Source organism: Vibrio hannami (assembly GCF_029589055.1).
Lineage (GTDB): Bacteria > Pseudomonadota > Gammaproteobacteria > Enterobacterales > Vibrionaceae > Vibrio > Vibrio hannami.
The window spans coordinates 1,194,705-1,215,006 of record NZ_JARQZP010000003.1 but is presented as its reverse complement, the minus strand read 5'-3'; the positions used below and the strand labels follow the sequence as shown (position 1 = coordinate 1,215,006).

The window sequence follows — 20,302 nt, the reverse complement described above, 5'->3', positions numbered from 1 at the left end:
GTGTCCCCATCCGACTTCGATATTATTAGTATAAACTAATGTACGTAAGTAAACGTAAACCGAGGTAAAGCAATGTAAAGTTGTTTTCAGGAATAAAAAAAGCGCCTCATGGAGGCGCGAAATGTGGGAACAATAATCTATGGTAAACCGCTATCGCATTTTAAAAATTTCTTTGTGGAAGCGTTCCTCGGGGATACCGGCAGTAGCGAGTTGAGACTGTAATGATTTGCCAAAAGCATCTGGACCGCAGAAGCTGACATCGAACTCTTTTCCTTTTACTTTTTCCATAATTTGTTCTCCGTCGAGTAACTGCCCATTATCCGCTTCAAGTAAATGCAGTTCTATAAAGTTCAGTTTTTGTAGCAGGCTAATGATTTCATTATGGAAAAAGGCTTCATTTGCCGAGTTTACACAATAAAATAGATGTATTTTGTCGAACGATACTTGTTGTTTCTCAGCCTGTTTTTTCAGCCAGTACAATCGGGAAACAAAAGGTACGATGCCAATACCTGCACCAACCCAAACCTGCTCACTAAACTCAGACATCTGGAAGCGGCCGTATCCACCTTCTATCGTTACTTTCTGTCCTGCTTTAAGGGTATTGACCAGCTTATTGGTGTAATCACCCAGATCTTTTACTCCGAAATCGATAGATCGTTGTTCAGGGTCGTAGTTGAGAATCGAAAATGGATGAGGTGCTTCGCCATCATGAAAATTCAGATAGGCAAATTGTCCCTCCTTGTAGTTGATTCCTGACTCCAGTTTTATAGAAAAACGAATGGCCGTATTGGTTCCGGTTTTAACCGAAAAAGGTTTTACCGATGTTACTTCCCCACGAACTTTTTTCACTTTACCAATGCTTCCGGATAGAGAAAGCCAAGAGCACCATACCCCCACTACTGAAATTGCTGCGATAGCTAGATTCATAGGGATTGTTCCAATGTTCCAGTCCAGAAGGAAAGTAGTGTGAAATACGCCAGCCAGCATCAGAATGCCGCCTAGTTTATGGGTATATTTAAACTTCTTGTAACTGATGGCCTGAACAAGACTGAATATGGCGAAGATAAGGAATACCTTAAATGAAATATCGCCAACCTGCTCAGCAACAGCATGCCAGTTAATGCCTTCTAATTCCGGGCGAGGGCCACGGTTTGGTCTGGCAATATAACCACCGTCAATTAACCAATGTGCGCTCTTAACGATAAGCCAGTGGAAAAACAGCGATACGGTAGCGCCAATACCAAGATTTTTGTGGAGTTTGTAGCCTTTATCCAGGCCTTTAATCTTATCTTCAATCCAGCTAAACCTTGCGGCCAATAACACTGCAAAGCCCATATAACCCAGGCTTAGCATTCCAGTATACATAGTTAGCTGGTGGCGCCACGCAAAGAAGTTATCCATCTTGTCCCAGCTGAAAAGTAGGCTGGGAAGCCAAAGGAGTGTCAGAAGAACGGTAAATCTAAACATATCGGTAGCTCATAAAGGAAAATAAAAGTATTTGCAGTAATAATATGTTTGCTCGGGAAGGAATAAAGTAACTTTACAGAGCTTTAAGTTGATTTACATTTCTTTACATATCATAAACCTAGTCGGTGGGGATTTGGTCGTAATCATGGCTGGTCAAAGCACCAGCCACTGAGAACATCAATCAGGTTATCGGAACTGCCTCGGCAGGTAAGGACGTTTGTTTTCTGTTTCACGTTCTCTTTTGGCTGCAATGACTCGATTTTTCCCTATAAGCACCTTTATCTGGTACCAGGTTTCCAGCCATAGTGCCATCCCGGGGCTAGACCACCAGGTTTTATGATAGAGCTTCTTAGTTGCAGCGAGTACGTCTGGAGATCGATTGACCAGTTCCAGGGCCAGCTTATAGGCTTCTTCATAAGGTTCATCAGAGATTTTACTTACCAACCCATACTCCTTTGCTTTTTTTGTATCTATTTCTTTGGCTGTCATCGCCATTTCAAGAGTATGATCCTGACGCATCAATTCACGAAACGCTAATGCGCCGCCCATATCGGGAATCAGCCCCCATCTCGCTTCCATAATAGAAAAGCTGGCATCCGGGCTGGCGATACGAAAATCACCACCACTGGCGAGCTGCAAACCGCCTCCCCAACACCGACCATGAATTGCAAAAATAACCGGGCAAGGGATATCACGCCATCCCACCGAAAATCGTTGTGCATCATTGGGCAGGGTAGGCCACCATTTAAAAAGTAACTTCATCGCTCCCGTTCTATCGTTCAATAGAGATTTTACATCCAGGCCAGAACAGAAATCTGTACCGTTCCCTTTAACGATAACGGCCTGAATATTTTTGTTTTTCTTGAGTTCAGTGATGGTTTTGTTTACTGCCTGAAACATCGGCATATCAATAGCATTAAGTTTATCGGCGCGATTAAGGCATATGGTCGCAATGTTGTTATCATCGATATTGCAGGTGACGCGAGCATGGTCTGACATATTAAAATCCGTTCTAATGGTCGTACCAGTTAAAATAAACAATTTATTAACATTTGAAAAGTCAGACTTTGGGTGTAAACGGAGAATTTTGACTCAAGGAGTGTTGTCCTCCTTGAGTCTCGTAGAATCAAACTTTAAAAAACGCTAGCTCGTTGTGCTGTGTTTCGGCTAACTGTGAGAGCTCAGACGAGGCCTGAAGGGTTTGATTCGCAGCAGATACGTTCTGATGAACCATATCAAAGGCTTGTGTCGCGTTCTTTGAGATATCTTCTGTGACCGCTTGCTGCTGTTGTGATGCAGTAGCGACAATAGCGTTAATATCAGAGATGGAGTGGACTGCAGTTGAGATATCTTCAAAGGACGCTTTTATTCCTTCCACAAGCGATACGGATTCTGAAATCAGATCGACATTTTGTCCCATGTTCTCATTGGCTTTTTCAGACTGGCTTTGAAGTTTACTGATGATCTCCTGAATACTCACAGTGGAAGATTGTGTCTTCGAGGCTAACTCTCGTACTTCGTCAGCGACAACAGCAAACCCTCTCCCGGCTTCGCCTGCTCGCGCGGCTTCTATAGCGGCGTTTAATGCCAATAAATTGGTCTGCTCCGATATACTGTTGATCATCTCTGTTACTGCTCCAATCTCAACTGCATACTCTCTGAGCTCTTCAACGATATTTGCTGTTTCGGTGAAAGATGTATTGATCTTGTCTGTAAGAATAACGTTCTTTTCCAGCGTGAGCTTACCGTTGCTGACATTGTCCATCGCTTTTCTGGTTTCCTCTTCAGCCATCACAGCTTTGTCACTTACTTCTAACGACGTTGAGGAAAGCTGGGTGATTGCTGTGGAAATCTGTTCAACCTGGGTTAGCTCTGTCTCTGCATGACCTAATGTATCGTTCATCACCGCATTTAATTCCTGAGAAGCCGAGGAAACGTTGTCGGAAATCTGATGGGATGATTTGATTAACCTACTGAGTTCATTTGACAGGTTGATCAAGGAAAGATAGATACCAGTATCTTTACCAGTCGCTGCTAAGTATTGAGTCAGATCACCTGTCGCCATTTTTTCCATTAGCTGAGCAATATCTTCTGGTGCGCCACCAACTGGCTTTAGTACCAACTTGTTGATGGTAAGTAGCAAAATCACAATCGCTATGCCAAGACTAACTACACCGATAATCAATGAGGAAGAAAGTTGGGAGTTGGCATGTTGCTCAATAACCGAATTGCGGGCAAAAACAACATACTGCCAACCGTTTATATCCAGGCGCCCCCAGAATGCGGTGAAATCAACGTTATCACCATTGGGTTCTGGTTTTGCTGTATATGTCAGTTCGGGTTGCTTTGAGCTGAACTGCCTATACATTGGCCTGTGGTCGAATATATTCTCACCTATCAGCTCTTTATAAGGCGTCGAGAGCAATGTTCCGTCATGTGAGAACAAAAACATATCAGACTGATTGCTTAGAGAACCCAATACAGCGTCAACATTAATTGCTGATAACACGGCACTGTCTGAACTGACTTTGTAAGCAACACTAATAATTTGTTCGCCTGTCGCTGCAGAGTTGTAAGGTGTCGTTACATAGAAAGAAGCGCCTTTATTAAACAGCGCATCGTGATAGGAACGATTAAGCTTTTTAACGTTTATATTAAGCTTGTTACCTGCGTTATCGAATATGTCGCCATTTTTTCTAAATATATAATTCCCATCGCTAACATCTTTTTGAATGTCAGAGATAGAATTGAGTTGAGATATGGCATGAAATGAGAGGCTGCTATTTTCGAAATCTTCTTCTGAAAGTTTTACAGAGGATAATATCCTTTTGTAACTATTAAACTTTTCAGCAAGTTCGATTTCGATAGCATGGCTTTTTTCTTTTAATAACAACTTTGTTAAGCTCACGCTTTCAGACTTGAAACTGTTGTAGCTTAAGTAAACCAGAACGGTAACAATAGCAATAATTATCGAGCTCAGAGTCCCGACGATCTGCAGTTTAAACTTATCCATTTATTAGTACTCCCTATACCAAATGACGTTTGCCATTACCCAGGCTGTTATGGAGTTTATATTAATGCCCGGATATTAAATATTTGTTGGCTAATATAAATATATAGCTCAGATTATGTGATTTTCAATTTAATATAATTGAGGGGAATATATTGCTGTTTACACTGTAAAAGTTCAGTTTCTGCTGCAATAAAGCCGAAATAGGAAGGTGTATAGCGCTACCTGGACTATACCAGGTTGAGATGTGGGAACTGATATTGTACGCTCTGAAGCCTGACTTTTTTTGTGTGAAGGGTTAATCGTGCAGTACGTAAAGATTAAAGATGCTATTACTGAGCAAATTGAATCGGGCTTATTGTCACCACATCAGAAGCTACCGGCAGAAAGAAAGCTGGCAGAAATGTTTGATACCACAAGAGTAACGCTTCGTGAGGCGCTGTCTGTTCTTGAAATTGAGGGAAAGATCTTTCGAGAAGACAGAAGAGGCTGGTTTATCTCTCCTGAGCCTTTAAAGTACGATCCAACTCGAATACTCAACTTTAACAGTCTAGCCCTGGCTCAAGAACGTAGGCCTAAAACGAAATCGGTAGTTGCTAAGAGTATACTGGCTACAAAAGAAGCGGCTAGCCTGCTTGGTTTACCACCGTTTACAGATGTGTATTGTGTCGAGCGAGTTCGTTATTTGGAAGAGCGGCCAGTGGTATACGTTCGAAGTTATATCAAGCAGACGCCATTTCCGGGATTGCTAAAGTTTGATTTCGACGCATCTCTAACGGATATTTTTCGAGAGCATTTTGGCGTGACATATCACAGAACACACTACAAAGTGAGTATGACATCTCTGCTTGGTGATATTGCACAAGCACTGCATGCCACTTCCGGAACTCCCGCATTGTTGGTAGAGAAGTTGAATTACAATCAGGATGGAGCACTAATTGACTGTGCTCTTGAGTACTGGCGTCATGATGCAGTCTGTATCGAATCAATTGCCGAAATGTTTTAATAAAAGCGCCATTCGTATGAAGTGGCGCTTCTGATTGTCAGAATATTATTTTTTCTGATGATCGTGCCTATGTTCGTAGTACTCATTTACTTCGACTTTATCATCCTCGGAAAATATACAGTACTTAACGCGCTTGTTGTTCTCGGTAAATGCACCTAGCTCTCCACCTCGCTGCACGCAGTATACTTCCGCCTTATTCGAGATTGGCTCGTAGCTTTCAACGTCGTATTCATCAGGTTCAGTTCCTGCACAACCAGCCAAAATAGCCACTGAACTCATTCCAACTAACACTGTTTTTTTGATCATCTCTTTTCTCCTGAAGGATGGATTCTTGCGCTGATGAAATAAGTGTAGGAGATAATTCTTAAAAACTGTTTTGGTAACGTCATGTTTTTCCTGTTTTTTAGAAAAATTTATTGTCATTCATACTCACGTGATACTATTCGTCGGTTTTTTGTTATAAGCGACCCTGCCAGAGACACCTGTTATGAGACACCTGAAAACCACTATCCATCCGGATATCGAGCATCTTGACGATAAAAAAATTATCAAGAGAAACGCAGCCAGAGCAATTGTTCTGGATGGCGAAAACATTTTGCTTCTATATACCGAGCGTTATCATGATTACTCAATTCCTGGTGGTGGTCTGGATGACGGTGAAGACGTGATTGCGGGAATGGTACGCGAGCTCGAGGAAGAAACCGGTGCTCAGAATATTCACAATATTAAGCCTTACGGTATCTACGAAGAATTCCGCCCATGGTACAAAGACGATGCGGACATAATGCACATGCTGTCTTACTGTTATACCTGTAAGATTGACAGAGAGCTTGGTGAAACTTCTTATGAAGATTACGAAGTCAAAAATGGTATGAAACCTTTGTGGGTTAATATTCATGATGCAATTGCTCACAATGAAGAAACTATTGCTAACAGCCCTAAAAAAGGCATGAGTATTGAGCGTGAAACCTTCTTGCTGCATTTGATAGCGAAGGAAATGTTGTAGGAATCAAGCTATGTCTAAAGCAAGAAAGTTATCACTTAGAATTTTTGCCGCGATTTTATTGCTCGGTTGGTTATCTTCTTGCGCCTTCAAAAGTGGTCAGGAGTTGGCTGATGAGCACTATCAGGAAGGATATCTCACAGATAAGAGGCTAGGAGAAACAAGCGGCATGGCCGTGTCCCGAACTAACGAAGATGTTATTTGGGTACATAATGATAGTTTTTCTTTACCTGAGCTTTATGCCATCAATAGTAATGGGGACTATCTTGCTACGATAAAGATTTATGGTGTTGAGAACAATGATTGGGAAGATATAGCAACCTTTGAGTTTAAGGGGCGTTCATATATCGTCATCGCGGATGTGGGTGACAACTATGCTGAGCGTGAAGATTATCAGCTACATTTTATTGCTGAACCCGTATTATCCAATACGAACCAAGTACTGACAGTTAAACCTGAGTGGACAGTGAATTTTCAGTATGAAGATGGTGTGCGCGACTGTGAGTCTGTTGCTATAGACCCCATTAATCAGCAAGTCTTGCTTCTTAGCAAACGAGAAGAACAACCCCGCCTTTATCAACTACCGATAAAACATAATGGGATGGCAGAGGCGAAATTTCTGGGAGAGGTGCCAGCTTTCCCTGACTCTAACCCAGACTTCTTTAATATTCTTAGCTTAGTTGGTTACGGCGCGATGCCAACTGCTATGGATATCTCTCAGGACGGGAAGCAGGCGGTTGTACTTACTTATACCGGCGTTTATCTTTATCAAAAGGATGATAATAGCTGGTTGGAGACGCTGTCTTCAGAGCCTAAGCTCCTGAACATGCCCAACATGAAACAGGCCGAAGCTGTTGCATTTAGTAACGATGGAAAGTCGATCTATATCACTTCAGAGCGAATTCCAGCCCCGCTTGTAAAAGTCGAATTAGATTAAAAATGAAACACCCGGCAAATGCCGGGTGTTTTGTTTCTGAAGTTCAGATAAGTGGCTTACTTAAGAAGACCTGCTTCTTTGTAGTATTTTGCTGCACCTGGGTGAAGAGGAGCAGATAGACCATCTTTGATCATCTCTTCTTTCTTCAGGTTAGCAAATGCAGGGTGTAGCTTCTTGAACGTATCGAAGTTTTCGAATACAGCCTTAACGATGTTGTACACCACTTCGTCTGGCACCTGGGTAGAAGATACAAATGTTGCACCTACACCAAATGTGCCTGCGTCTTCTGGGTTACCAGCATACATGCCACCTGGTACAGTCGCAGTACGGTAGTAGCTAGTATCAGAGATTAGACTATCGACTTTTTCACCTGCCACAGTAACGATTACGCTATCACAAGAAGTAGTCGCTTCTTTGATTGCACCACTTGGGTGGCCAACAACGTAAACCATTGCGTCAATTTTGTTATCACAAAGTGCTTTAGACTGCTCAGATGCTTTCAGCTCAGAAACAAGTTTGAAGTCATCTCTAGTCCAGCCGTAACGCTCCATTAGTACTTCCATAGTACCGCGCTGACCAGAACCTGGGTTACCGATGTTTACACGCTTGCCTTTTAGGTCATCAAACGTTTTGATGCCAGAGTCTTTGCGAGCAACAACAGTGAACGGTTCTGGGTGAACAGAGAATACCGCGCGAAGATCTTTGTAAGCACCTGCATCTTCAAACTTACTTGTTCCGTTGTATGCATGGTACTGCCAGTCAGACTGAGCGATACCCAGATCAAGTTCACCTGCACGAATTGTGTTGATATTGTAGATAGAGCCACCAGTACTCTCTACAGAACAGCGAATACCGTGTTCTTTTTTCGATTTGTTTACCAGACGGCAGATAGCACCACCTGTAGGGTAGTAAACACCTGTTACACCACCAGTACCTATTGTCACAAAAGTGTCCGCTGCGCTAGCAGAAAATGAAGCGCCAAGAAGCAGAGAGGATGCTGTTGCAGTGATCAGGGACTTTAATCGAGTCATATCAATTCCTTTTTTGTTTGTTTTTTTGCTCATCCGTTGCGAGCAGAAATGAAACTAAAAGAGCTTACTTCACCGAGAACGCAGTGCTTTCATAAGTCCATTGAATGAAAACACTGCGCTCTCTAATAAGTTCTTTATTAAAAAATACGCATCATACCCGTGAAAATCAAATTATTCTGTTAACTGCTTTAAAAATCAGCAGATTGTGTTGCTGTTTTGGGTGTTAAGTTTTAAATGTGTGACATTAGTGTTGTGAAAGTGTTTTTGTGGCTAAGTTGGCCTGACAACTAACACATAATGACGCCATTTTTATGTGGTAATTGTCTTATAAACTCAGAGTGTTAGCTCACTTTTAACACGATTTTTCCGATATGTTTCTTTTGCTGGAATGCTTCCTGTGCGAGTGAAATATCTCTTAACGGAAAGGTTTGAGCGACCAGTGGGCGTATGTTGCCCTGCTCTATATGCGCAACCAGGCTTGGGAAAACCTCCGGTTCGATAAAAGTACACCCGAAGAAACTGAGATCTTTTAGATAAAGTGTTCTTACATCTAGTTCAACCATTGCTCCGCCAATTGCACCTGATACGGCATACCGCCCTTTTGGTTTAAGTACTTCAAGGAACTGTGGCCACTGGGCTCCAGCAACCAAATCGATAACAACATCGACACTGTTTTTTCTAAGGGTATCGATCAGATTGGAAGAGCGATCGATTGTTTCATCAGCACCAATATCTAACAGTGCCTGTTTCTTTTCCTTTGAAGTTATTGCGATTGTATGTGCACCACGCGCTTTAGCCAACTGTATCGCTGCTGAACCAACTCCACCAGATGCTCCGGAAATCAGTACTCTGTCACCCTTCTGTACATTTGCGCGGGTTAACAGGTTTTCTGCGGTAGAGTATGAGCAAGGGAAAGAGGCGAGTTCAGTATCGGACAGTTGGCAATCAACCTTAAAAGCGTGTCTGGATGCCACTTTCGTATATTCTGCAAACCCGCCATTGCACTCGGAGCCAAAATACCATGCGCTGTCTAACATTTTGCCGTTGGCTTCTATAATACATGGCTCAATGATCACGCGTTCGCCAATGCGTGCAGCATCGACTTTACTGCCGACCTCTACGACCTCGCCACACACATCTGCCCCTTGTATTAGCGGTAAATTAAGAGCTGTTCCAGCCCAACTAGCATCATCACTGTCGCCATCGTTTTTTGAATACCAGCCTATTCGAGTATTGATATCGGTATTGTTAACACCGACGGCCGAAATTTTGATTAGGACATCGGTATCGTTAAGTGCAGGGACAGGGATATCTGAACGGTACTCCAGACATTCCGGTCCACCATGACCAATAAGCTGTACGCCGTTCATTGTTCTGGCTTTGGTACTCATTGGTTGCTCCCGTTAAATAATTTTATTAGTGAAACTTTGGCTATTGATATCGCTTCTTTTCCCAATATCGGCCACGTTGCAGATACCCCCTCGTGCAACAGAAAAATCTCTCCTGCTAACTCTTCGCGGCCACTCAATCGGCCTAACATAGCTTTAACTTCGAGCTTGTGGTTCTTGACGGCTGTCTTAATGAGAGGGTTACCGGGAAAGGCCGACATCGCTTGTGTTGACATACAGCCATTGGGAGCGTCTCTTTCCATCCACTCTTCCAGTAATGAAAAAACATGAAGTATTGCCGCCTCTCCAATTGGAAGCGCATTATCTGAAATAAGACGGAGATATCTCTCATGCCGATATTCAAGCGCACCGACTACCATAGCTTCTTTTGAGGGGAAATAACGGTACAAAGTCCTGAGGCTTACGTCGGAAGCATCTTTTAGTTTCGCGACGCTAGGCTCAGCAAAGCCGTACTCACTAAACGCGAGCTCAAGACTGGCCGAAATCTGGTTTTTTAACATAGTAACCTTAGCAGGTAGAGTGTTCATTCTACCTGCTAAGGTAAAGCATTCATTCTACCTATGTCAATTTGATATTTGCTTGATGTAAGGATACGTTCGAGGCTTTATTGAACACTGGGTGTCGTTTTAGAAGTTTCCATGCAGTCATTCCAGCACATAAGTTCGCTAATGAAGCTGCAACGATAGTATTTGGTACGTCATCGGTTTGCGTACCGATCCAAATTGCAGGAAGGTAAAAAACGAATAACCGTGCAAAAGAAAGCAGTAGTGCTCTTTTAGGGATGCCTAGGGCATTGAACGCAGATACAACAATCATACATAAGCCAAGTGGACCATAGCTGAATGGGATGATCCACATTGAGAATTTCATCCACTCGATTAGCTGCGCTTCATCGCTCATGATTGGAACTAAAAGGTCAGATGACAGAGCGACAATGAGGGCAACGCTAGTATGGAAAACCAAAACAAACTTAGCCGTGGTGTTCAATAGATTCGAGATGTTCTCAGCATTTCCTTCCCCGAGTGCCTTGCCAATCATCGGAGGGACGGACATAGTCAGAGATAGCGTGAAGACCAGAAGGAATGTCTCGGTACGGCTAAGCAGGCTCCAGAATGCAATGGCATCTACTCCCAAAGTCGATATCAGTAACATACCAAAGAACGTGCTAACAGAAGGTAGGATTTGGTTCATAGTGGTAGGGATGACCATCCGGATTAATTCTGTGAAGTACGTTATGGTTATCGCATTTATGCGAATGGTACTAAACCAACCTTTGTTACGCGCTTTAAACCACATGTAAGCTGCGCACGATGAGAAAGCAATGGTAGAGGCAATAGCAGCACCAATGATTCCCATATCAAGGACAAAAATTAAAATCGGATCGAGTATAAGGTTAATGACGCTCGCGACCACAAGAATCATACCAGGGGATTTAGTGTCCTGATTTGCCCGATAGACCGCCGATACCAGATAGAGCGTTGCGCTAAAGATTGTGCTGAATAGCCATACAGGCCAATAGCTTAGAAAAATCTGCTTTAACACTTCACCTTGTTCATCGACATCTTCAGGAGAGATAAATACAGAGAAAACCTGCTCTCTGAGCAACCATAATAGCGTTGCAACCAAAGTAATAAATAGTGTGCCAAAGATGACAGTAATACTGGCGGTAGTCGTGGCTTTTTCTGTCTGCTTAGCTCCAGCAGCTTGCGAGATTATGCAGGTAGCGGCGACACCTATACCGACCTGTAACCCAATGATGACGGTATAAAATGGAAGAGTCAGTCCCTGAACTGTTAATTGATCTATCCCTAGCTGACCAATAAATATCGTATCGACAAGCTGTACCAGCATGATTGAGAATACCCCCAACGTAAGTGGCACAGTGCGGTTTATGATCAGTTTTAAAGTTGGTGAAATAGTTAACATATCGCTAATTCGCTAGTGTGGACGTGGATAGTAATCTAATTTTTCCTTCCCTGTAATACCTCAGTTTACAATTCACCTTTGCCATATTTGCAACAATGACGGTAGGGTGAAACCTCCTAGAGATATACCAATATATTCGATAGCTTTTAGAATAAAAATTCCCTATATTGAAAATCACTTTCTTCTTTTTGTTGATAATAAAAATGAACATCGAGCACCTAAAATTATTTGTTCGTCTCGCAGCGACCCATAACATCAGCCAGGCGGGTCAGGAACTGGGTTTATCACCGGCAGTTTCCAGCTCTCATATCAATAAGCTTGAAGAGGCGTTAGGTGTACGATTGGTACATCGAACGACGCGAAAAGTATCGCTCACCGAAGAGGGAATGGCGTTTCTACCTCATGCAGAAGAGGTACTTGCAAGTGTTGAAGCTGCCAGAGCCGCTGTTGGCGTTGGGGATTCTATACCAAAAGGAACCTTGAGAATTACAGCGCCAGCGTCATTTGGACGAATGCATCTGATGCCAGTGCTCAAAACGTTTCAGGAGAAGTATCCCGATCTGGTGATTGATCTGCGATTAACCGATTCAATTGTCGATTTGATTGAGGGTGGATTTGATGTTGCCATACGTAACGCAGAGCTAAAAGACTCAAGCTTAATTGCTCGAAAACTTGCAGTCGATAAACGTATTATATGCGCCTCGCCAGAGTACCTATCCAAAAACGGTAAACCATCTAAACCTGAGGATTTGAAAGAGCATAAATTCCTAAGCCTGTCTGGTTTAGAAAACCTGTTGTTTGATGGGCCGGATGGTCGGATTCATGTTAAACCTCAGGCCAGCTTTAAAACCGATCATGGTGAAGCGGTTCGTGACGCATGCGTTAATGGGATGGGGATTGCTCTGTGCGCTACATGGATCGCTTATGAGCATATGAAGAGGGGAGAGTTGGTTGAGATTCTGGCCGATTATACATTGGTGTCAGATGCCGCTATCTGGGCGGTATATCCTAGCTCCAGGTTGCTGGCTCCCAAAGTAAGGGTGTTTATTGATCACTTAGCTGATTTTTATGGAAACCCTCCTTACTGGGATAGAGAGTTAGCATAATAGACAAGGGCTGCGAGTGCAGCCCTGAGTTTATCAATATAATTCGTCATCCCTGCGGAGGCTGGGATCTAAGATTTTGCTTTTAGCAGGCGCTGATATAGCGAATCTTTGAGCTCAGCACGATCATGCTTCATCTTATGCATGGTTTCATCATCAATCGGAGCGCCATCAAGTTCCAGCTCGCGTATTTCTGTATCGAGACCGTCATAAGTTTTTGTGTCTTTGGCAAAGTTCTCATCATTTGCAACTAGTTGAGAGATAAGATCTTTGAATTCCGGAAATTCGTTTAGTAAAGAGTGGTTTTCACCAAGCATAGTGACCCCTTAGATGTGAAATCGTAATTGATTGCTTAACTATAATAATCCTAGCAATACTACAAAAATGTGATAAGCGGCCTACAAAAGAAATCAGTTTCTGAATATCGTTGATAATGAATATGGTTGGACTCAAGTTATTGCGGCTATTTTATATCTGGGCCAAGACAACGTTCGAACAACGGGCACCCAGAGCACAAAGGTGTCTTCCTGCAAAACTGCTGGGCATGCTCCACCATCAAACCATGGTAATAAGCGTACAGCGTTGTGTCCTTGGAATAGACTTGTTCAAACATGGCCTGAAATGCTTCATAGTTTTTAGGCACGTCTAAGCCGATTCTTGTGAATATTCGGCGTGTGTATGCATCGATAATAAAAGAAGGCTTTTTGATGGCATAGACCAGGATCGCGTCTGCTGTTTCATTGCCAATGCCTTTTATTGATAGTAGCTCTTCTCTTAGTTCTGTAGTCGACTTAATACGAACTGTCTCTATATCGAAATTGTATTCTCTATACCATTGGATAAGGGCTTTAAGTTTCTGGGCTTTTTGATTGTAGTAACCGGACGAACGTATTTTTTCAGCAAGTTCTGATAATGGCATCTCTTGCATTAGTTCAGGAGTGAGCTCTTGTCCTAGTTTGTCTAGCGCTTTTTCGACATTGGCCCAGGCTGTATTCTGGACAAGAATCGCACCTACCATTACTTCAAACGGGCTGTCACTTTGCCACCAGTTGAACGGGCCATAATGAGCGCTTAAATCAACGACAACGCTTTCTATAATTGTTCTTTGTTCGGTTGATATTTTGTTGGGTTTCATATTTATACTTGAGTATATAGCCATAAACGAAAAAGCCAGAACGATCCTAAATCGTTCTGGCCAGATTAGCGGAGTAATTCGCGTTTAAATAGCTTTTTCAGTCAGTATTTTTTCTATAACCTGAACGAGCTCTTTATTTTTTGAGGTGTTCTCCGCGTCCGGGTGCGGAGCGGAAAACTGTTTTGAGTCATTGTCATAGTATCTTCCTGATGCGTTAGCAAACTCATCTGAAAGTGCTGCACGGAACAAAATATCTGCGCCAATGCTTAGGTCATTGCCCGCGACGCCGTACGCTTCTTTAACCATTTTGCTGCCCAGGAAGGAGGCCGGGTTTACAGCAATGACAGCAGGACCATTAGTGCCCAGTTCATCGGCCATATGGCGTGACCACATGGTTATTGCCAGCTTGCTCTGTGCGTATGCTGCATTGTCAGACAACGCTTTTTGACCGAGCAAAGCACTTATATCAACAGGACTCTGCGCAGCAGAAGAGAGATTGACCACTCTGCCTGATGAATCCAAAAGATGGATTAACTTTTGGGTGAGCAGATAAGGCGATAATGTGTTTACCACAAAGCGAACATCCAGATTGTCTTTGGTTCGAGTGGTTGGAGTGGTATATACACCAGCATTATTAATGATTACATCAAGGTGTGAGTGTTCCGCAGAGATAGCGACCGCCAGCGCTTCAACATCTGCAATATATGAGAGATCGGAAGTATAGCTATGGATCTTTCCTGCGCCACCGATGCTAGAAAGCAGTTCTTCTACAGCTTTTAATTTCGATGGGGTACGACCGTGAATCAGGACATTATGACCTGCGGTAACCAGCAATTTAGCAGTTTCTAAGCCGATACCGTCGGTTGCACCTGTTATAAGAATGGTTTTTTGCATGGAATATATCCTTAACTGAGAAGTGAAGTAATGATGTGTCGTAGGATAACAGACTGACTATTATTGATAATCAGTCTATTTTAGGAAAGAGTTTATAGTTATTAATGAAAATAGATAGGCAGAAGAGATGATGGAGAGAAGATGACTCTTCTAATCATCAAACTCTGCATCTTCCTCTGATTCGATAAAACTATTGTTTTCACAGCATGGGCAGGATGGGAGGATAAAATTATCCCTAACAACCACTATTGCAAAGTGGCATTGAGTACAGATATATACGCCGATACCGGGCATTTCGCCGGAGATGCGGGTTCCATTTTCTGCGTTTTTGTCGTCCATTTCACTATTCTTCCTGAGAGCATAAATTGCTCTTAATAATATAGTTGCTTTATGCCAAATGTAGAAAATAATTAGTAAATAAATATATGAATATCAGCGATTTTTATGTGGTTCAGCACATTTTATTGTTGGGCTCCTCTATGGAGCCCAATCTATAATCAGCTCTCTTCACTTTTTGCATGCAAGATAGCTAATGACATTGGAGCCAATAACATTTCTCCGTTAACCATCTGGTTAGAATTGTCACGCAAGTTGGTATCACAAATCGTTTCCCACTGCTGTTTTTTATCTGCAGGTAGGATAAAGTGTGACGGCGCGTTTGACTGATTAATCAGATAAATCAACTCATTACCATCCTGACCAATCCCAAGATGAAGAGCTACTGAGCTGAGCTGGTTCCAGTCGTCGTGTTCCATATGATCACCATCTGGTCTTCTCCAGCCGACGCGGTTCTGATTACGCTGCTCCCCGCTAAAGGCCCGAACAAATGGCGACATGTATATGTAGCGAGCTTTCACCATGTCGCTCAGCCAGGTTCGGAAGTGCTCTTTTCTGTCTGTATGTGACCAATTAAGCCAGCTTAACTCGTTGTCCTGACAGTAGGCGTTGTTATTGCCTTTTTGTGAGTGGGACAGAATATCGGCGGTCAGGATATGCGGGATACCAAATGCGAATAACAGGCTAGCGAGGAAATTTCGCTTCTGCTTCTCTCGTATCGCTTTGATTAGCATATTTTCGGTTTCACCTTCGACACCATAGTTGTCTGAACGGTTGTCACCGTGACCATCATGGTTGTTCTCACCATTCTGTTCATTGTGCTTGTGGCGGTAGGAAACGAGATCCTGCAACGTAAACCCATCGTGGTAGGTTATATAGTTCACAGTAAGCTTGTGAGGCCAGCGGCTAGCACTATATAAATCACGAGAACCCATAAGTCGGGTGGCAAACTCTTTTAAATAACCCTGATCGCCTCGCCAGAAACTTCTCGTGATATCGCGGAACTTATCATTACATTCGTTCCATCCATCTGGAAAACCGCCTACTTGATAACCATTAGGGCCAATATCCCATGGTTCTGCTATCAGCTTAACCTCTTTTAAAGCAGGATCCTGCGCAACCGCTTTGAAGAATGGAGAATGATAGTTGTAATTGTCACCATCTCGGCCAAGTGTGGCTGCAAGATCGAATCGGAAGCCATCTATTTTATATTCGTTAACCCAGTAACGAAGCGTATCCATCACCAGATTAAGCGTTGGCTGGTGCATCAGGTTCATGGTATTCCCAGTACCCGCATAGTTAGCGAAGTGGGGACCATGCATGATGTAGTAATTAGGATCCAGTGCTTTCAGGTTAAATATTGGTCCGCCGTTTCCGCCTTCCGCCGTATGGTTGTAGACTACGTCCAGAATGACTTCGATGCCATTGCGGTGAAGTTCGCGAACTGCGGTTTTAAATTCTGTTACCGCATCATCTTTAGCGTATCGAGGATCTGGCACCATAAACAGGTAAGGGTTATATCCCCAGTAATTCACCTTATCCATCTTTAAAAGATGAGGTTCATGCATACAGGCCGCGATAGGTAATAGCTGAATAGACGTAATGTTTTGCTCTTTAAAGAACTTGAGCATGGCATCACTAACCAGCCCGAGGTAACTTCCCTGACTGGATGGTGGTACATCTGGGTTGAGTTTGCTTACGCCTTTAACATGAGTCTCAAATAGCACCATGTCTTCACGAGCGATTCTTGGAGGCTCTGTTCCCTGCCAGTCAAACTTGTCTTCTGTAACGACACACTTGGCCATTTGCCAGGTTTTTTTGTTGCTGAAAGGTAGAGAATAGTTAAGTGGTCTATCGAGGGATTTTGCGTATGGGTCAGAAAGCAGATGTTGGCCTTCATCGGTTTCGATGACATAGCCATATTTTTGTCCGGCTTTCACCTTCTCAATGTAGATATGCCTGGTCCCAGCGTAATGTTCCTCTATTGGGTAGAGGGTATACTTGTCATCACTCTCGAACAACGCGAGAGAGATATCAGGGCAGTTTGGCGCGTATATGGAAAAATTACAGCCTTCACTATCCAATGTTGCTCCATGCGGATAGGGGCGTGAACGCTTTTTAGTCATTTTAAATATTCTGTTTATTTATTCTTCGAAGCTTCTGAACTTAAAGTTAATCGTCTTGTCCTATAAAGGCAACATCCTTGTATTTAAAATTTTCATTATTTTTAAAATACTTTTTGTACTCTCAAATCTGTGAAAGTTTGATGTCAGTAACATTTTGTAGCTGAATATTCCGCAGAACACCCCTCTTCTACACCCTAAATCAGTGACACAGCCTGCAAAAAAATTTTAGGGGTGATTTTCTCCTCCCTCCTACTCCCCCCAAAATTAATCGAGGGCGGAGGAAGTCAGCCTCATTCGAATTATCTAATATCGTCATCGTTGAAACAATTCACAGGGGGGCAACTCCCAACACTTACCTCTGGTTAGTCGACGCTTTTTTACTGCCTATTTGAGCGACACTGGCTAAAAGGGATAAAACAATAATTAATCGTTCAGGAGTTAACGATATGAAAAAAGTAAGCGTAATTGCTGCTGCAGTAGCAGGTACTCTACTAGCAGGAAATGCTTTAGCGGAAGATAAAGTAACTGAAGGCTGGACTGTTAATGGCTATGGCCATTTGCTATACAATGTTGGTCAATCTTTGGCGCTAGATGAGTCTTACACACACCGTCGTGATTATCATGCTGCTGGTGCCGCTTTCTCTGGTAACCCAACACAAGTCGAGTTTACTGTCACTAAGGGCAACAACTACGAAAGTGGTGCATGGTCAAAATACGTACTAAAAACTGAATATGGTAACAACGAAGGTGGTAACGGCCGTGGTTTCTACACTTCATCATCAGGTAGTGAAGGGTTCCTAGAGTCGGGCCAATTAGAATTTAAGGAAGCTTACGTTGAACTAGGTGACCTATCTTACTTCACTGACGGACTTAGCATCTGGGCTGGTCAGCGTTATCTAAACCGCCAGGCTGGTATCATTACTAAAGAATTCTGGAAACAATCATCTGGTGTTGGTGCTGGTGTTCACTATAACAACATGGGATTTGCGATTATGTCTGCTGATCCTGGTGAGGGTAGCTGTACAGTAGATGACATCAATCAGAGTTGTAAGAATCAGAACTTAGATGCCAATGGTGCTAGTACCACAGTAAACACCGCAGATTTTTACTACTATGGAGTTGAAGGACTTGGAGGTCGTTTTGACTTTGATCTGAAACTTATGAAGCGTGAAAATGTAGACGAAGCTAGCACTGCAGAAGATGGTTTTGGCGTATCGGTTACATACTCTCGTGACTACTATGGCTTTGATGGCTGGACAACTACTGCACTTACTTACGGTCAAGGTGTTGCTGCAAACCGAGGTGTAAACTTTGGTCAGTGGAGTGGTAACTGGCAGAAAGATGATGAGTCTATTTTCTTCACTTCTTATGGTGTTGCAAATGTTAGTGATAACTTCCAGTTAGGTACTGAACTAACTTATTGGGACCTTTCAAACGACACTACTGACAGTGTTTGGGGATCTCAGGGTGGTCTATCTAGAGCGTTCCTAGGCTTGACACCTTCTTACAAAGTAAACGAGAACTTCCGAATGGAAGCGGTGTTAACTTATGCAGTAGAAAGTTTAGGCTCTGCAGGTACTTGGGGACGTGAAAAAGCAGATACTGATTTCTACTCTGCAACTCTAGCTCCCGTGTTTACTGTTAACGCGGATTACTGGGGTCGTCCACAAATCAAACCATACGTAGCATACATGTCCTCAAGCGACAGTGGTTACAAGTGGTCTAGAGGTGGTGACGATAGTGAAGCTCGTGTAGGTGTTGAAGCAGAAATTTGGTTCTAATAGCCTAGACAGTTCTTTACTAAGCCAATCTACAAGCAAGGCAGCCAAGGTTTGGCTGCCTTATTCTCTTTAGGAGTATGTATGAAAAACTTTACCGTAGTATCTTTGTTGTCCTTAAGTATATTGGGGTGTGCCAATACTGCTCCCTCAAGCTCCGAGTCGCAGTTACAAACCAGCTTGAGTTCAGATTCACTTTGCTGTGTTTCTGAAGCCGATTTTCCTTGGGTTGTTCTCGACAAAGTAGACTCGTTCAAATTTGAAATAAATGAATCTGCTCCAGTATGGGGTTTCGAGTCAGGTAAAAGCTATTTTTCGGCTTTTGAGTTTTCTCAACAGTCGGGCTCGGTAAGAGTTACACTGAAAAGTAATATGGTAGATAAATCAGTGTTTGCTCCCAGTATCGCTCTGTTAGATGAGCAATATTTGGTCGTAAAAACGTTCACTGAAGATGATTTCAAGGTTAGATTTTCTGATGCATTATCAAAAAGCAGATACGAAAAAACTTTCGAAGTAGATAGCGTAAAAACTCCATATATGGTGATTTATACCGATTCAAATAGTATTAATGATGAGGTCATAGTTCCTCACCCTGCAAAAGTCCGTGCTATAGAAGCTGGTGAGCCGATGCCTATTGTAACGGATTTAAAATACACTAATACCTATTCAGGTGAACTAGAGCTAGAAATAGAAACTCTGTCACTAAGCGGTTACAAGCAAAAGAAACAGCAAGTTCGTCAGAAGGAAGCGATACCTGCACCGACAAAATCGGTAGTCAAACCCCTGCAGTCTACACAAGACTACTACCACTCATCTATTCAACAAGCAGTAGAAGCCAACGATATTCCTAAGGCGTTAAGTTTGCTTGAAGAAGCGAAAGCACTCAATGTAGAAGATGCCCAGAAGGTGTTTGTAGAGGCTGTAAACGCAAGGTAATTCTAGAATTTTTCTGAGTCGCTAATTAATTTTATTGAGCGGCTCAGGAATCAACTGTTGTCACAAGTTAAAGCAACTTTTTGTAACTGTTGCTAAAAATTTGCTCTTTTCTAAATTTAACGACATCATCTGTCTATCATTTCTTCTTTATTAAGCCTAGATTTATTTAACTTATTGTAATAAAACAAATTATATCCCAACTGGT

19 protein-coding genes are annotated in these 20,302 nt (G+C 42.7%); 6 read left to right on the top strand and 13 right to left on the bottom strand.

What is annotated here, in order from left to right; genetic code table 11:
• Positions 1 to 150: 150 nt before the first annotated feature.
• The 3 genes from P7F88_RS07175 to P7F88_RS07165 all read right to left on the bottom strand — a co-directional run bounded on the left by P7F88_RS07175 (position 151) and on the right by P7F88_RS07165 (position 4,480).
• The gene (locus P7F88_RS07175; RefSeq protein WP_277823209.1) at positions 151 to 1,467 is read right to left on the bottom strand and encodes a ferredoxin reductase family protein; all 1,317 of its coding nucleotides are present in this window, start codon (positions 1,465 to 1,467) and stop codon (positions 151 to 153) included.
• 186 nt (positions 1,468 to 1,653) lie between these two features.
• Positions 1,654 to 2,466, bottom strand: coding sequence for a crotonase/enoyl-CoA hydratase family protein (locus P7F88_RS07170; protein ID WP_277823207.1), 813 nt, complete (start codon positions 2,464 to 2,466; stop codon positions 1,654 to 1,656).
• Positions 2,467 to 2,593: 127 nt separating this feature from the next.
• On the bottom strand, positions 2,594 to 4,480 hold the full coding sequence (locus P7F88_RS07165; RefSeq protein ID WP_277823205.1) for a methyl-accepting chemotaxis protein: 1,887 nt from the start codon (positions 4,478 to 4,480) through the stop codon (positions 2,594 to 2,596).
• A gap of 301 nt (positions 4,481 to 4,781) precedes the next feature.
• On the opposite strand from P7F88_RS07165, the gene phnR reads away from it, so the two are divergent.
• Entirely contained in the window at positions 4,782 to 5,483 is a 702-nt protein-coding gene (phnR, locus tag P7F88_RS07160; protein ID WP_277823203.1) for a phosphonate utilization transcriptional regulator PhnR, read from the top strand.
• Positions 5,484 to 5,528: 45 nt separating this feature from the next.
• Here phnR and P7F88_RS07155 read toward each other — a convergent pair whose 3' ends face one another.
• Positions 5,529 to 5,789, bottom strand: a complete 261-nt coding sequence (locus tag P7F88_RS07155) for a DUF333 domain-containing protein (protein WP_338405544.1) — start codon at positions 5,787 to 5,789, stop codon at positions 5,529 to 5,531.
• 181 nt (positions 5,790 to 5,970) lie between these two features.
• Here P7F88_RS07155 and P7F88_RS07150 point away from each other — a divergent pair, with 181 nt between their 5' ends.
• The gene (locus P7F88_RS07150; RefSeq protein WP_277823201.1) at positions 5,971 to 6,489 is read left to right on the top strand and encodes an NUDIX hydrolase; all 519 of its coding nucleotides are present in this window, start codon (positions 5,971 to 5,973) and stop codon (positions 6,487 to 6,489) included.
• Positions 6,490 to 6,499: 10 nt separating this feature from the next.
• The gene (locus P7F88_RS07145; protein WP_277823199.1) at positions 6,500 to 7,423 is read left to right on the top strand and encodes a hypothetical protein; all 924 of its coding nucleotides are present in this window, start codon (positions 6,500 to 6,502) and stop codon (positions 7,421 to 7,423) included.
• Positions 7,424 to 7,479: 56 nt separating this feature from the next.
• Here the strand turns inward: P7F88_RS07145 and P7F88_RS07140 are convergent, their stop codons facing one another.
• From P7F88_RS07140 to P7F88_RS07125, 4 genes are all read right to left on the bottom strand, one after another.
• Positions 7,480 to 8,454, bottom strand: coding sequence for a TAXI family TRAP transporter solute-binding subunit (locus P7F88_RS07140; RefSeq protein ID WP_277823197.1), 975 nt, complete (start codon positions 8,452 to 8,454; stop codon positions 7,480 to 7,482).
• 341 nt (positions 8,455 to 8,795) lie between these two features.
• Positions 8,796 to 9,845, bottom strand: a complete 1,050-nt coding sequence (locus P7F88_RS07135) for an alcohol dehydrogenase family protein (RefSeq protein WP_277823195.1) — start codon at positions 9,843 to 9,845, stop codon at positions 8,796 to 8,798.
• Entirely contained in the window at positions 9,842 to 10,363 is a 522-nt protein-coding gene (locus P7F88_RS07130) for a TetR/AcrR family transcriptional regulator (RefSeq protein WP_277824571.1), read from the bottom strand. Before P7F88_RS07130 ends, P7F88_RS07135 begins: the two co-directional genes overlap by 4 nt.
• 58 nt (positions 10,364 to 10,421) lie before the next feature.
• Positions 10,422 to 11,789, bottom strand: a complete 1,368-nt coding sequence (locus P7F88_RS07125) for an MATE family efflux transporter (protein ID WP_277823193.1) — start codon at positions 11,787 to 11,789, stop codon at positions 10,422 to 10,424.
• A gap of 203 nt (positions 11,790 to 11,992) precedes the next feature.
• Between P7F88_RS07125 and P7F88_RS07120 the strand changes: the two genes are divergently transcribed.
• Complete coding sequence (locus tag P7F88_RS07120; RefSeq protein WP_277823191.1) at positions 11,993 to 12,895, top strand: LysR family transcriptional regulator; 903 nt, start codon at positions 11,993 to 11,995, stop codon at positions 12,893 to 12,895.
• A gap of 68 nt (positions 12,896 to 12,963) precedes the next feature.
• Here P7F88_RS07120 and P7F88_RS07115 read toward each other — a convergent pair whose 3' ends face one another.
• The 5 genes from P7F88_RS07115 to glgX all read right to left on the bottom strand — a co-directional run bounded on the left by P7F88_RS07115 (position 12,964) and on the right by glgX (position 17,383).
• Entirely contained in the window at positions 12,964 to 13,209 is a 246-nt protein-coding gene (locus tag P7F88_RS07115; RefSeq protein ID WP_277823189.1) for an HP1242/YdcH family protein, read from the bottom strand.
• A gap of 146 nt (positions 13,210 to 13,355) precedes the next feature.
• Entirely contained in the window at positions 13,356 to 14,027 is a 672-nt protein-coding gene (locus P7F88_RS07110; RefSeq protein ID WP_277823187.1) for an endonuclease III domain-containing protein, read from the bottom strand.
• A gap of 84 nt (positions 14,028 to 14,111) precedes the next feature.
• Positions 14,112 to 14,921 carry an SDR family NAD(P)-dependent oxidoreductase gene (locus tag P7F88_RS07105; RefSeq protein ID WP_277823185.1) on the bottom strand — a complete coding sequence of 270 codons (810 nt, stop codon included), beginning with the start codon at positions 14,919 to 14,921 and terminating at the stop codon, positions 14,112 to 14,114.
• A gap of 150 nt (positions 14,922 to 15,071) precedes the next feature.
• Positions 15,072 to 15,260, bottom strand: a complete 189-nt coding sequence (locus P7F88_RS07100) for a zinc ribbon-containing protein (RefSeq protein WP_277823183.1) — start codon at positions 15,258 to 15,260, stop codon at positions 15,072 to 15,074.
• Positions 15,261 to 15,418: 158 nt separating this feature from the next.
• A complete protein-coding gene (gene glgX, locus P7F88_RS07095) occupies positions 15,419 to 17,383 on the bottom strand; it encodes a glycogen debranching protein GlgX (protein WP_277823181.1) in 1,965 nt (654 codons plus the stop codon).
• Positions 17,384 to 17,829: 446 nt separating this feature from the next.
• Here glgX and P7F88_RS07090 point away from each other — a divergent pair, with 446 nt between their 5' ends.
• A complete protein-coding gene (locus tag P7F88_RS07090) occupies positions 17,830 to 19,164 on the top strand; it encodes a carbohydrate porin (RefSeq protein ID WP_277823179.1) in 1,335 nt (444 codons plus the stop codon).
• Between the two features lie 81 nt (positions 19,165 to 19,245).
• The gene (locus P7F88_RS07085) at positions 19,246 to 20,097 is read left to right on the top strand and encodes a MalM family protein (protein WP_277823177.1); all 852 of its coding nucleotides are present in this window, start codon (positions 19,246 to 19,248) and stop codon (positions 20,095 to 20,097) included.
• The last annotated feature ends 205 nt before the right edge of the window (positions 20,098 to 20,302 follow it).